The organism is uncultured Sutterella sp., from assembly GCF_937923675.1.
Classification (GTDB): domain Bacteria; phylum Pseudomonadota; class Gammaproteobacteria; order Burkholderiales; family Burkholderiaceae_F; genus Sutterella.
On record NZ_CALDXB010000086.1, the window covers coordinates 15,612 to 27,607 of the forward strand.

The 11,996-nt window shown below is 60.1% G+C and carries 9 protein-coding genes; 2 read left to right on the plus strand and 7 right to left on the minus strand.

All coding sequences use genetic code 11. The features are described from left to right. Window positions 1-64: 64 nt before the first annotated feature. The 7 genes from Q0106_RS10460 to Q0106_RS10490 all read right to left on the minus strand — a co-directional run bounded on the left by Q0106_RS10460 (window position 65) and on the right by Q0106_RS10490 (window position 9,555). Window positions 65-1,150, minus strand: coding sequence for a hypothetical protein (locus Q0106_RS10460; RefSeq protein ID WP_297612570.1), 1,086 nt, complete (start codon window positions 1,148-1,150; stop codon window positions 65-67). 264 nt (window positions 1,151-1,414) lie between these two features. Continuing rightward, window positions 1,415-2,167, minus strand: coding sequence for an alpha/beta hydrolase (locus Q0106_RS10465; RefSeq protein ID WP_297612573.1), 753 nt, complete (start codon window positions 2,165-2,167; stop codon window positions 1,415-1,417). Between the two features lie 106 nt (window positions 2,168-2,273). Continuing rightward, on the minus strand, window positions 2,274-3,824 hold the full coding sequence (locus tag Q0106_RS10470) for an ABC transporter substrate-binding protein (RefSeq protein WP_297612576.1): 1,551 nt from the start codon (window positions 3,822-3,824) through the stop codon (window positions 2,274-2,276). 287 nt (window positions 3,825-4,111) lie between these two features. Further along, complete coding sequence (gene putP, locus Q0106_RS10475) at window positions 4,112-5,596, minus strand: sodium/proline symporter PutP (RefSeq protein WP_297612579.1); 1,485 nt, start codon at window positions 5,594-5,596, stop codon at window positions 4,112-4,114. Between the two features lie 218 nt (window positions 5,597-5,814). After that, window positions 5,815-6,942, minus strand: a complete 1,128-nt coding sequence (gene moaA / locus Q0106_RS10480) for a GTP 3',8-cyclase MoaA (RefSeq protein ID WP_297612582.1) — start codon at window positions 6,940-6,942, stop codon at window positions 5,815-5,817. Window positions 6,943-7,052: 110 nt separating this feature from the next. After that, window positions 7,053-7,991, minus strand: a complete 939-nt coding sequence (gene rsgA / locus Q0106_RS10485; RefSeq protein WP_297612585.1) for a ribosome small subunit-dependent GTPase A — start codon at window positions 7,989-7,991, stop codon at window positions 7,053-7,055. Further along, window positions 7,963-9,555, minus strand: coding sequence for a M48 family metalloprotease (locus Q0106_RS10490; protein ID WP_297612588.1), 1,593 nt, complete (start codon window positions 9,553-9,555; stop codon window positions 7,963-7,965). Before Q0106_RS10490 ends, rsgA begins: the two co-directional genes overlap by 29 nt. Before the next feature lie 300 nt (window positions 9,556-9,855). On the opposite strand from Q0106_RS10490, the gene orn reads away from it, so the two are divergent. Beyond that, window positions 9,856-10,437 (plus strand): oligoribonuclease, encoded by a 582-nt coding sequence (gene orn / locus Q0106_RS10495; protein WP_297612591.1) that lies wholly within the window; start codon window positions 9,856-9,858, stop codon window positions 10,435-10,437. A gap of 159 nt (window positions 10,438-10,596) precedes the next feature. Continuing rightward, on the plus strand, window positions 10,597-11,868 hold the full coding sequence (gene dcuC / locus Q0106_RS10500; RefSeq protein ID WP_139687891.1) for a C4-dicarboxylate transporter DcuC: 1,272 nt from the start codon (window positions 10,597-10,599) through the stop codon (window positions 11,866-11,868). The last annotated feature ends 128 nt before the right edge of the window (window positions 11,869-11,996 follow it).

Genomic DNA, 11,996 nt, shown 5'->3' on the forward strand with positions numbered 1-11,996 from the left:
GGTTTCGTGCAGATTGTCCCCGGAGCGAGGACTTGAAGCCGCCTCACGAGGCGACCGCCAGCCATCAGACATCGTCGTCGCCGTCAAGATAATCTTCCAGGTTAGCGAGCCAAACAGCCTGGGCCTGAGGGTCTGAAACCGCATAGCTTCCATAGCCGACAGGGAAGATCCAGTCTTTTTTCTGCATGGCGCTGAGCTTTGCCTGTATGGCGGATGGTCGAAGTGGTTTGCTGCGCCCTGCAGCCTTGGCAGCTTCTTTCAGGAATGCCGACGAAAAAAGGTTTCTGCAGCCGTCGCTGCCGGCTTTGGCGATCTCCGTGAAAATCACTCTGGTGAGCCGGTCGGCTTCGCGGAGAGGCCTCAAAAACTCATCTGCGTCTGTTCTTGCCTGATTGGCGCAGACGGCAAGAAAGGCGGGATCGATCTCGGAGCCCGTGTAGGATGCAAACTGCTTCAACACATCGCTGAATACTTTGGGTCTTGCGCCGAGCATTGCGAATCCTTTGCGGAGCGCATCCTTACCGGGAATGTTCTTTTTGTTCGGAAGCTGCCCGATAAGCCAGTCGATGAAATCTGCGCCAAGCATTGGAAAGTCGACTCTATCGGCACCGTAAAAGGGCAGGGAAGAGCGGGATGCCATGGCTGAGACAAAAGACCGGTGCGAGCCCGTGCCGACGATCATGAGGTAGGTGCCGCTGGGATTATTGCGGCGCAGATTGACGGCGTCCCGAGCGGCTTTAAGTGCGAAGAGCAGATTCCTACCGGACTCCGTGCGCAGCGTCTCCTGAACTTCGTCAATGATCAGAACGATGTTCCGGTCGATTTTTTCAATGAGTTCCGTGAGCGCATCTGCAATGGAGACGCCGTTCTCGAGTCCTATATCCTCGGCTTCAAAGGTGAAGGAGAGTACCTTCAGGTCGACCTTAAGCTCTTTCAATTTCGAAGGTGAGGAAAGCGACTTCAATGTTCTGGCAATGCTTCCCAGGACGGCTTTTGTCGGCGAACGGCTTTCATGGTTGGCCCAGAGATCGACGTAGATGACGACGGCGTCTTTTTCTTCAAGACAAGGAACCAGATCGAGCTGCAGGAATGTTGTCTTTCCGATTCGCCGGATGCCGGTAAGGAACAGGCCGTCTCTGGATGAAAGCATGTCGGGTTCGAGAATGCGTTTGCAGAGCTCGTTTGCAAATTCAGAGCGGTGAAAGACGGGGAGAGGCATAGATATTTAAAATTACATAAATTTATATGATTTAGCGTAATTATATATTCCTCTATAAGTTTTCATAAGTTGCATTCAGAACCGGACCTCGGGTCGAGTCAATCCCATTCCAAGCAGTTGAGATTTTGAGGCTGCAGGTTTTCAGCCCACAAAGCGGATCACTTTATTCCCATGTGGGCTTTTCTACTGCCTGCATTAGATTCGAGACAGGAATGCCCTGACCGCGGACTCCGTCTGAGGGAGCGCGAAGAGCGTATGCGGCGCTCCGGGAATGAGGAGGATCGACGCTTGCGGATGACGGGCGAGCGTCCGCCCGGCGTGTCCGAGCGCATCCGGATTGTCGAGCCACGGATTTGCCTGACTGAAGTATTTGTCTTCAGCGCTCATGATGTTCAGCACCGGAACATCGTCGGGGATATGCGTCTGGTGGGAGACGACGTGGTAGTTGTCTTCACAAGGCCAGGAAAAGAGAATGCGGCCGGATTCCCGGCGGCCTTCGGGAGCCGTGAAGCGCGCGGCGGCGACGCCCCCTTCGCTCGTGCCTGCAACGGCATAGCGTCCCGAGAAGCCGGGCACCTCATCAAGGTGCCGGGCGGCATAGTCGAGTTCCTGAGAGCGCATGGCATGGACGCGCTCGTAGTTTTCGCGCGAGACGGGAGAGGAATAGGTGATGCGGTCGGGAACCACGAAGGAATCGGGCGCGAGGAAGGACCAGCCGAGGCTCGAGACGAAGCGGGCGAAGGCCTTCAGGGGCGCTCCGATCCCGGAACTCCCGTGCGCAAAGAGAAGAATCGGAGCGGCCGGGAGATTTTTGGGAGCATCTGAAAGCTTTCCTTCAAAAGCGCCCCGGGCAGCCGCGAACCAGGCGTTCTCAAAGGAAGCCTTGAGCGAGTCGGCAGTGTGCTTGTCGGCCGTGCCGGACATTTTGCCGGTGAGAGCAATGGTCATGTGTGAACCTCCGGGATGAAATGAAAACCTGAGGAAAAAATATATCCCGGAGGAAAGCCTCCGGGATACGGTTGAAGGAAAAGTCAGGTCACTGCCTTACGGCAAATCATTCCTTCCACTCGGCCGAATAGAAGTCGAAGCCCCCGTCGGGAAGCACCGTGAAGTTTTTGAGCTCCTTCGCGGTGCCCGACGTCACCATCTCGAAGACGAGCGGCGCCCAGGGCTTGTCGGCGTTCACGAGATTCTGGATTTCGTGATAGAGCTCGACGCGCTTTTCCGTATTGGTTTCCTTGATGGCCTCATCAAAGAGCGCGTCCACCTTCGGGTTCCTGTAGTAGGAGTCGTTGTTGAGGACCGGCGGGCAGCTGCGGCTGTCAAGAAGCGGCCTCAGGCCCCAGTCGGGTTCAGCGGCGGAATTGGTCCAGCCGATGAGGTAGAGCTGGTGCTGAGATTCTTCCGGCGTTTTGGCGCCGTAAATCACCGTGCGCTGACCGGCTTCCAGAGCCCTGGTTTCCGCGTGGATTCCGACCTGAGCGAGCTGCTGCTGCAGGAACTGAAGGGTCTTTACGGTCTTGCCGTCGTTGTAGGCCGACCAGATCGTGGTTTTGAAGCCCTGCGGGAAGCCCGCTTCCTTCAGAAGTTCGCGGGCGCGCTTCGGGTCGTAGGGGAATTCGCCGAAGTCGACCCCGCCTTCAATCTGCGTGGGGAGGTAGCCGGTTGACGGAACGGCAAAGCCGTTGTAGGCCACCTTGATGAGCGCCCTGCGGTTGATCGCGAGGCTCACGGCTTCGCGCACGCGGATGTCGTCGAAGGGCTTCTTCGTCTCGTTCATCGAGAGGTAGCGCGTCACCACGGAAGGCGTCTTCTGGAGCGTGAGCTTGCCGCTCTTAGAGAGCGGGAGGAACTGCTCATTGGGAACGGGCGAAATGAACTGCGCCTCGCCCGTCTGAAGCATCATCGCGCGGGTGGAGTTTTCCGTGACCGGCACCCAGCGGATGGCGTCGAACTTGGGGAGCCCCGGAACGCGGTAGTTCGGGAACTTGACGGCATAGAGCTCTTCGGCGGGGCTGAAGCGCTTCAATGTGTAGGGACCCGTGCCGCAGGCTTCGTAGGCGGTCACCTGCTTTGTGGCGGCGCGCTTCAGAAGGCTCGGGCAGATCATGCCGGCCGTGCCGTTCGCGAGGCGCTGAATGAAGCCCGCCGTCGGCGTTTTGAGAACAATGCGGACGGTGTAGGGGTCGACCACCTCAACGCGGTCGACGAACTTGAAGAAGGTACGGCGCGTGAGCTTCGACTCGGGATTCATGCCGCGGTCGAAATTCATTTTGACGGCGTCGGCGGTGAATTCCGTGCCGTCATGGAACTTGACGCCCTTGCGGAGACGGAAGGTGTAGGTGAGGCCGTCCTTCGAAACCTCATAGCCTTCGGCGAGCTGAGGAACGGGCTTGAGATCCTTGTCGAACGTATAGAGGCTTTCGTAGAAGGAGCGCGAAACCGCGCGCGACAGGTTGTCGACCGCATCCCAGGGATCGAGCGTCGTGAATCCCGTCGCAACAGCAGCGGTTATCTCACGCGCTTCGGCCGGAGCCGAAGCGATGAGCATGGCGGCGGAAAAAGCGGTAAGACTGAGCGCGGCTTTGAACGGGAATTTTTGCATTTTGCACCTTGTAAAGAAAACGAAAAGGAAGCTGTATACATATAAGAAGAATAGGGCGCTTCCTTCAAAATCAAAGTGTAGCTTCAGCAGAAATTCGTTTTTTGCGGGTTTAGGCGCTTCCTCTTAGGCGGGAATCCCGATGCGGTTTGGCCCGGGGAAAAGATTTGTCGAATAGCGGTTCCGGCGAACGGTCTCGGGCGGTCCCTTGCGACGGGAGCGCGGAAAAAAGCCGCAGAAGCATGGATGGCTTCTGCGGCTTGAATTCAACAATACCCGGTTCGACGGCTTCAGGAGAGCGCCTTCACCTCAGCATCCACGGCGTCGAAGGTTTTCGTGATGGATTCAGAGGGCGCCTTGTCGAGGAGGCTCCCTACCACGATGCCGATCGTTGCGAAGAGGAAGCCCGGGATGATTTCATAGATCCCGAACCAGGCGAAGTGGTTCCAGATAAGCACTGTTGCCGCGCCGATCACCATGCCGGCCAGCGCCCCGGTCTTCGTCATGCGCTTCCACCAGAGGGAAATGAGGATCACGGGACCGAAGGCGGCCGCAAACCCTGCCCAGGCGTAGGAAACGAGCGAAAGCACGAGGCTCGTCGGGTCGCTCGCAAGCCAGACGGCGACGACGGAGATCGCGAGCACCATCGTGCGGCCGACCCAGACGAGCTCGCGCTGGCTCGCGTTCGGGCGAAGGTACGTGCGGTAGAAGTCCTGAGTGAGCGTGGAGGAGCAGACAAGGAGCTGGCAGGAAAGGGTCGACATGACGGCGGCAAGAATGGCCGACATCAGGAGGCCCGCAATCCAGGGGTTGAAGAGGAGCGACGAGAGCACGATGAAGACGCGCTCGTGATTTTCCTTCACGAGACCTGCGGTATCGGGGTGCATCGAGAAGTAGGCGGAACCGAAGAAGCCCACGGCAACCGCGCCCGCGAGGCAGAAGAGCATCCAGAGGGTGCCTACGCGCCGGGCGTTCGGGATCACCTTGATCGACTTTGCGGCCATGAAGCGCACGAGAATATGGGGCTGGCCGAAGTAGCCGAGACCCCAGGCGAGAAGGCTGATGACGCCGATTACGGTGTGGCCTTCCATCATGTTGAGCATCGAGGGGCTGATCGCCGCCACGCGCTCGGTCGTTGCCGTGAAGCCGCCCGCATCCATCATGACGGCGATCGGGGTCACGATGAGCGCGATGCACATGATCGAAGCCTGAATGGTGTCGGTCCAGCTGACGGCGAGAAAGCCCCCGATGAAGACGTAGAGAATCGTTGCCGCGGCGCCGACGATGAGAGCCGTCTGGTAGTCCATGCTGAACGTATTCTCAAAGAGCCGCGCGCCCGCAACCACGCCCGAAGCGCAGTAGATCGTGAAGAAGATGAGAATCACGGCCGCCGCAATGATGCGCAGCACGTTCTTTTTGTCTTCAAAGCGGTGCGAGAGGTAGTCGGGGAGCGTGAGCGAGTTGTGCGCCTTTTCGGTATAGACGCGAAGGCGCGCCGCAACGAGCTTCCAGTTGAACCAGGAGCCGATGATTAATCCGATCGCGATCCAGCTCTGCGAAATGCCGTAAAGGAAGACGGCGCCCGGAAGACCCATGAGGAGCCACCCGCTCATGTCGGAGGCGCCCACCGAGAGAGCGGTCACGAAGCCCCCGAGACTGCGGCCGCCCAGAATGAAGTCGGCGTAGTTGCGGGTGTAGTAATAGGCAAAGACCCCGACGAGCACCATCAGGATCAGGTAGCCGATAAAAGTTACGGCAGTAGGATTGGAAAACATTTAAGGGGCGCGCTCCGTTTGTCGGTTTTTATTGGCATCCGCTTCGTCGACGAGTGCGGACAACAGGCGTCAGCGGGCTCCATCCGATTCTCCCGGGAAAACCCCGGAGCACCCGCATGGGGAGAGAGTATATGTGCTCGGACGCCCGCACGGCTTCGGGTAAGTTCCTGAGAAAAGCTGAGAGGATGGAGGTCGGATGATGTTTACGAGCGGAAAAATCAACCGCCGATGTAGTTCATCTCAACTTTCGAACGGTCCGGCGCTGCGCCGATGGCGCGAAGTTCCGAATACCGGTCCTCTCGGGCGCTCCAGATTCTGCCGAAGGCTTCCTCGAGCTCAAGGTCCGTGCAGCCGCCGCGCAGCATCGTGCGGATGTCGTAGCCGATCGACGCAAAGAGGCAGAGGTAGAGGCGCCCCTCCATCGAGAGCCTCACGCGCGAGCAGTTGCGGCAGAAAGCCCGGGTGACGGAACTGATGACGCCGAATTCGCCCTCGCCGTCGACGTACCGCCAGCGTGCGGCGGTTTCGCCGGGCGTGGCGGGCTTCAGGGGTTCAACGGCCCACTTCGATGCAATTTTTGCGACGACGTCGCGCGAGGGGACGACCTCGTCCATCCGCCAGCCGTTGGCGTTGCCCACGTCCATGTATTCGATGAAGCGCGGAATGACGCCGGTGCCGCGGAAGGTTTCGGCAATGCGCAGAATTTCTCCTTCGTTGACGCCTTTCTTGACGACGGTATTGACCTTTACGCGAAAGCCGAGCTTTTGAGCAAAGTCGATTGCTTCGAGGACCTTCGCCGCCGGGTAGCCCACGTCGTTGAAGCCCTGAAAAATGCCTTCGTCGATGGCGTCGAGACTCACCGTAACGCGCTTCAGCCCCGCATCGCGAAGCGCTTCGCCCTTTTTGACGAGAAGCGACCCGTTCGTCGTGAGCGCAAGATCAATCGGCGTGCCGTCAGGCTTCTTCAGGCAGGAAAGTTCGGCGATGAGCTTTTCAATCCCCTTTCTGAGAAGCGGCTCGCCCCCGGTCAGGCGGATTTTTTCAATGCCGTTTCTGACGGCAATGCGCGCAATGCGCATGATTTCCTCGAAGGTGAGGAGCTCCGTCATGGCAAGGAACTGGTGGTTGTGCGCGAATTTCTCCTTCGGCATGCAGTAGCGGCAGCGGAAGTTGCAGTGATCCGTCACCGAAATCCGGAGGTCGGTGAGCGGACGCCCGAAACGGTCGCGCCAGGCGCCGCCCTCGCGCCGGATTTCGCCTGTCTGCGGAATGGGGAGAGCAGGACGGGAAATCGCGCGAACCGGACGAGCCGGCCGAACGGGGATGACATTCTGTTCTTCTTGCATGTGGGATCAGGGGTCGGGGGAAAAATGCGGACGCTTGAAGGAGGAGCATTTTAGGGACTGCCGGCGGCGAGGCAATCCGTCGATCGGCGTACTTCCGGCATTGAGAACGCTCATCGCGGCAGGGGATCCGCCTCCTTCGCCACGGCTTCATAGAAGGCGTAGCGCGCGGGATCGATTTCCCCGCGCTCAAGCGCTGCCTTGACGCTGCAGCCCGGTTCATGGAGGTGCCGGCAGTTGAAGAACCGGCAGCCGTCGACGTGCCGCGCGATGTCGGGCATCGCCCGCAGAATGTCGGAAAGCGACAAATGCGCAAGGCCGAATTCCTGGAACCCGGGCGTATCGATGACGGCGCCGTGCCATTCGGGAGCCGGATGCCATTCGGCGGCGGTCGTGGTTTGCTTCCCGAGGTCGAGGGCTTCGGAATATTCTCGCGTTTCGGCCTGTGCTTCCGGAACGAGGAGATTGAGGATCGTGGACTTGCCCATGCCGGACTGGCCGACCATGAGGACCGTTTTCCCGGCGAATTTCTGAATGAGCTTTTCCCTGGCGTCTTCGGGGGCGCCTGAGGCGGAAATCTCAATCACCTCCTCGCCGATGGACCGGAGAAGCTTTGCCTGCGCTTCGGCCGCGTCGGCGCCTTCCGTCATGTCGGTCTTGTTGCGGATGACGACGGCGGGAATGCCGCCCTGGTGGGCGGCAAGGAGCGCCTTCCAGATGAACCAGGGATTGAAGGTGGGGCGCGGCGCATAGACAATCGCCGCAAGATCGGCGTTGGCGGCGAGGGTCTTCACGCGCCATTCGTCCGAGCGGTAGAGAAGGGTCGAGCGCGGTTCGATCGACTCGATGGCGGCGACGCCCGAAACCGGGGGCGTGCAGCGAACGATGTCGCCGACAACGACGTCTCCCTTTTTGCCTCGGCGGTGGGCAACGAGCTTCTCGCCCGAGTCGAGCGTCACGATGAAGTGCCGCCCGTGACCTGCGGTCACGCGCCCGGGGAAGGTCTCTGAGGGCTCGGGGGATTCAGTTTTTCTGCGCGGAGCTTTCTTCATGACGTGTTGGTTCTGTTGGTTCCGGCGATGGGGATTTGTCGGCTGCATCCGGCTCTTTCTCATCATCAAACCCGTCGTCGACGATGTAGTTCCGCTCCTTCTGCAGCGCCTGATCGAGTTCAGCCGCCATGCGGGCGCGGCTGAAGCGTCCGGCTTCCTCGTGCATTCTTCTGCGGATCGCGAGCTCGGCGGAAAGCACCGATCGCGTCGGGTGCTCGCGGTCGAGGTAGGGCGCTGTCCGGAATTTCACAAGATCCGAAGGCCCCGATTCAGGAAGGTTCTCCCGCCGGATGACGGAGCGGATGTGCATGACGCGCATGCCGGCGTGCGGACGGTCGTAATGAAAGAGCGAATAGATTCTGGAAGGCGTGAGCGTTGAAGCGTAGTCGCGGTGAAGCTTCACGAGCGCGCGCGTGAGCTCGGCCCCGCCGACCGTGCGGAGCGCATAGCGGTCGGCGCTGTACTGCATCTGCCGCGAAATGAAGTTGAAGAGCGGCCGAAGCGGATAAAAGAGAATCGGGAATGTGACGAGCGCGAGCGCGGTGGTGAAGCCCGCATGGGCGCCGGGCTGCTCGATGGTGAGCAAGGGCGAAAATCCGAGACCGGCAAAGAAGGCCGCATGGGTCGATCCCCAGCCGAGCGCTGAACAGACGACGAAGCCCCCCGCGGCGGCAAAAAAGATCCGCCACGGCGTGTGGTGCTCCTTGAGCCTCGCGAGGTTCGCGGCAATGACGGCAAGGAGCTCCTCGCGGGTGAGCTTCGCCGCGGCATGCGCAAAGACGACGACCCGGCGCTTCAGGCCCGTGCCGACGAGGAGCACGTGCGCGTGCTTCCAGACGCCGGGCTTCGTCATGACGACAAGGTCTTCCATCTGGTAGCCGTGCGCCGAGAGGAAGTCGGCGACGAGCGCCCGGAGGTCTGAATTCTCAATGGGCCGGGTTGCGCGGCTCCAGAGGACGCCCCGCACGAGGGAAAGCCGCCAGCGCCAGAGAAGATAGATGAGCCAGACCGACCAGACGACGAGCCACCACCACGTGCCGGCAAGCTCGCAGAGGGCAAGGAGAACCGCGGAAAGCGGGAGCATCGTTCCCCAGCCCGCCGCGCTGATGGTAAGCGTGCGCGAGAGCCAGTCGAGGCGCGTCTGCTTCATGTAGCCGAAGCGCTCCTTCACGCGAAAGCGCGCGAACCACCCGAAAGGAAGCTCCACGAGGAGCATGAGGAACGCCGTGATGACGATGAGCGCCCATTCGACAATGAGCGTGGTGTCGGAGAGCGTCTCAAGAAAGGCGGCGATGAAGGTGAAGCCGTGCCCGACCGTCATGAGAACGGCAAACCCTGCTCCGATGAAGGAGAGAACCAGGTTTGCGAGCGCCGATTCCGTCGTGTAGGCCGCGGCCTTTTTGTGGGCGGCAAGCGAGAGCCGGTTTTCAAATCCCTCGGGGACGCTTCCGACCGAACGTTCCGCCGCAATGATCTGACGCGCCGTGAGAAAGCACTCGCAAAGCAGAAAGAGCACCACGGAGATGAGAAAGACGTGCTCTATGAGGGCGGCGGAGAGATGCATCAGGGACGGGAGCGACGGTAGGGGAGGCCGGTGAAAAGGAAATGAAGCGGAATTCGAAAGGAATGCCGCGCCTTCGGGTAATCCGGAAATTGTACTTGGATCCTGAGATCGCCTTCGGTGAAGCCCGTCGGCGCGGTGCGGGTTCTCAGGGCCTCATGCGGGAAAACGCTCTCAGGACCGGCGACCGGGCGTTTACCCGCAGAGGCGGCGCTCCGAGGCCGCAGAGCGCATCGGAATCAACCCGACAGCACGCATGAAGCGGTAGACTTCGGTCACATTTTTCAACCGGGCTTACATTTCATGACCGCATCAGCAGATTCCAATTCGGCGCGTGATCCTTCCTATGCCGACGACAACCTTATCTGGATCGATATGGAGATGACGGGACTGCAGCCCGAAGTCAACCGCGTGATTGAGGTGGCCGCCATCATTACGGACCGCAATCTCAACATCCTCCACGAGGGTCCCGTCGTTGCCGTGCACCAGAAGGCGGAAATCCTCGACGGCATGGATGCCTGGAATACCGAAACGCACACCAAGTCGGGGCTCGTGAAGCGCGTGCTCGAAAGCACGGTCGACGAGGAGGAGTGCTCGCGCATCTTCCGGGAAGTCTTCCGGCGTTACGTTCCGGAAGGCAAAAGCCCGATGTGCGGCAATACGATCGGCCAGGACCGCCGCTTCATGGCGCGCTGGCTCCCCGGGATGGAGCGCTACTTCCACTACCGCTCGATCGACGTCTCCACCATCAAGGAGCTCGCCCGACGCTGGGCTCCTGAAAAAGTCTGGGTCGGAACCTCGGTCGGCAAGCATCAGGCGCTCGTCGACATCCGCGACAGCATTGAGGAACTCCGCTGGTATCGCCGCGAAGTCTTCAAAATCTGATTTTGATATTCAAAATCAATCCGAAACCGGGGAAGCGACGGGATCCAAATAGGTATCTCGCAATTCCCTAGCCCGTTATGCCTCATTCCGCAGGCATAATGTGACTACATGTAAACCATAACAATAAAAATCTGAAAATCATCCTGAAGGAGAAATTCCATGGGCATAACTGAATGGGTTGCCGTACTGACAATCTTTGCCGTGATATACGGACTCATCAAGCGATATGAAACACGACTCGTGCTGATCGCTTCGGGTCTCTTCCTCTGCCTCATTTCCTGGAACCTGGTGGGCGGCCTCAACGCCTTTGCGAAGTCGATGACGAATGCCTCCCTCGTGATGGCAATCTGCGGCTCGATGGGTTTTGCCTTCGTCGCCAAGTACACCGGCGCCGACCGCTCGCTCGTTCACTATCTCGCGAGCCCGATCCGCGGCCTCGGCATCTTCCTCGTTCCCGTCTGCACGGTGATCACGTTCTTCGTGAACATCGCCATTCCGTCGGCTGCGGGCTGCGCCGCCGCCGTGGGCTCCACGCTTATTCCCGTGATGCTGCGCGCCGGCATTCGTCCCGCGGGCGCCGCTGCTGCGGTTCTCGCCGGCACGATCGGCTCCTACCTCTCGCCGGGCACGTCCCACAACCCGTACGTCGCCAACATGGCCCACATGGAAGTGATGGACTTCATCGGCTTCCACGCTCCCTACTCGATCCTGGTCGGCGCCTTCGGCGTGATCGGCACGCTCATCATGTGCCTCATCCTCGGCGACCACAAGGGCGACAAGAACGCCAAGGTTGACGAGTCGAAGCTCCAGAAGAACGACGACGGCTTCGTGCCGAGCCCCTTGAAGGCCCTCGTTCCGCTCGTTCCGATCACGATCCTCGTTGTCGGCAACCTCTGGTGCCCGTTCATCAAGATGGGCGTTGCTCAGGCCATGGTCCTCGGTGCCGTCGTTGCGCTCGCCGTCGCCCGCTGCAATCCGCAGACCTTCGCGAAGGAATTCTTCAACGGTACCGGCAAGGGCTACGCTGACGTGATGGGCATCATCATCGCCGCCGGCGTCTTCGCTGCCGGCCTGAAGTCCGCCGGCCTCATCGACACGTTCGTTGCGGCCCTGAAGGAATCCAATGAAATCGCCCGCTGGGGCGGCTCCATCGGCCCCTTCCTCATGGGCGTGATCACGGGTTCGGGCGACGCGGCTACGCTTGCCTTCAATGAAACCGTTACGCCGCATGCCAAGGACTTCGGCATGACGATCGAAGGTCTGGGCGGCCTCGCCTTCATCGCCGGTGCTGCCGGCCGCACGATGTCCCCGCTCGCCGGCGTGACGATTCTCGTCTCCGGCATCGCGATGGTCTCGCCGATCGAAGTCATCAAGCGCACGGCGCTTCCGATGTTCCTCGCGGTCATCACCTGCGCGCTCGTGATGGTCTAAGGACCTGCCCCGAGCATTCCCCCGAAGCCATGCGCTTCCTGGTCCCAGGAGGCGCAGTCCGGGGAAAAAATTCAAGCCCTCACGGATTTTTGCCGCGGGGGCTTTATTTTTTCCTCGCGGCGCGGGCT

Coding starts and splice junctions, on each gene's coding strand:
- Q0106_RS10465 (WP_297612573.1), bottom strand. CDS start 2,167: ATGACCATTGCTCTCACCGGCAAAATGTCCGGCACGGCCGACAAGCAC.
- moaA (WP_297612582.1), bottom strand. CDS start 6,942: ATGCAAGAAGAACAGAATGTCATCCCCGTTCGGCCGGCTCGTCCGGTT.
- Q0106_RS10460 (WP_297612570.1), bottom strand. CDS start 1,150: ATGCTTTCATCCAGAGACGGCCTGTTCCTTACCGGCATCCGGCGAATC.
- dcuC (WP_139687891.1), top strand. CDS start 10,597: ATGGGCATAACTGAATGGGTTGCCGTACTGACAATCTTTGCCGTGATA.
- orn (WP_297612591.1), top strand. CDS start 9,856: ATGACCGCATCAGCAGATTCCAATTCGGCGCGTGATCCTTCCTATGCC.
- putP (WP_297612579.1), bottom strand. CDS start 5,596: ATGTTTTCCAATCCTACTGCCGTAACTTTTATCGGCTACCTGATCCTG.
- Q0106_RS10490 (WP_297612588.1), bottom strand. CDS start 9,555: ATGCATCTCTCCGCCGCCCTCATAGAGCACGTCTTTCTCATCTCCGTG.
- rsgA (WP_297612585.1), bottom strand. CDS start 7,991: ATGAAGAAAGCTCCGCGCAGAAAAACTGAATCCCCCGAGCCCTCAGAG.
- Q0106_RS10470 (WP_297612576.1), bottom strand. CDS start 3,824: ATGCAAAAATTCCCGTTCAAAGCCGCGCTCAGTCTTACCGCTTTTTCC.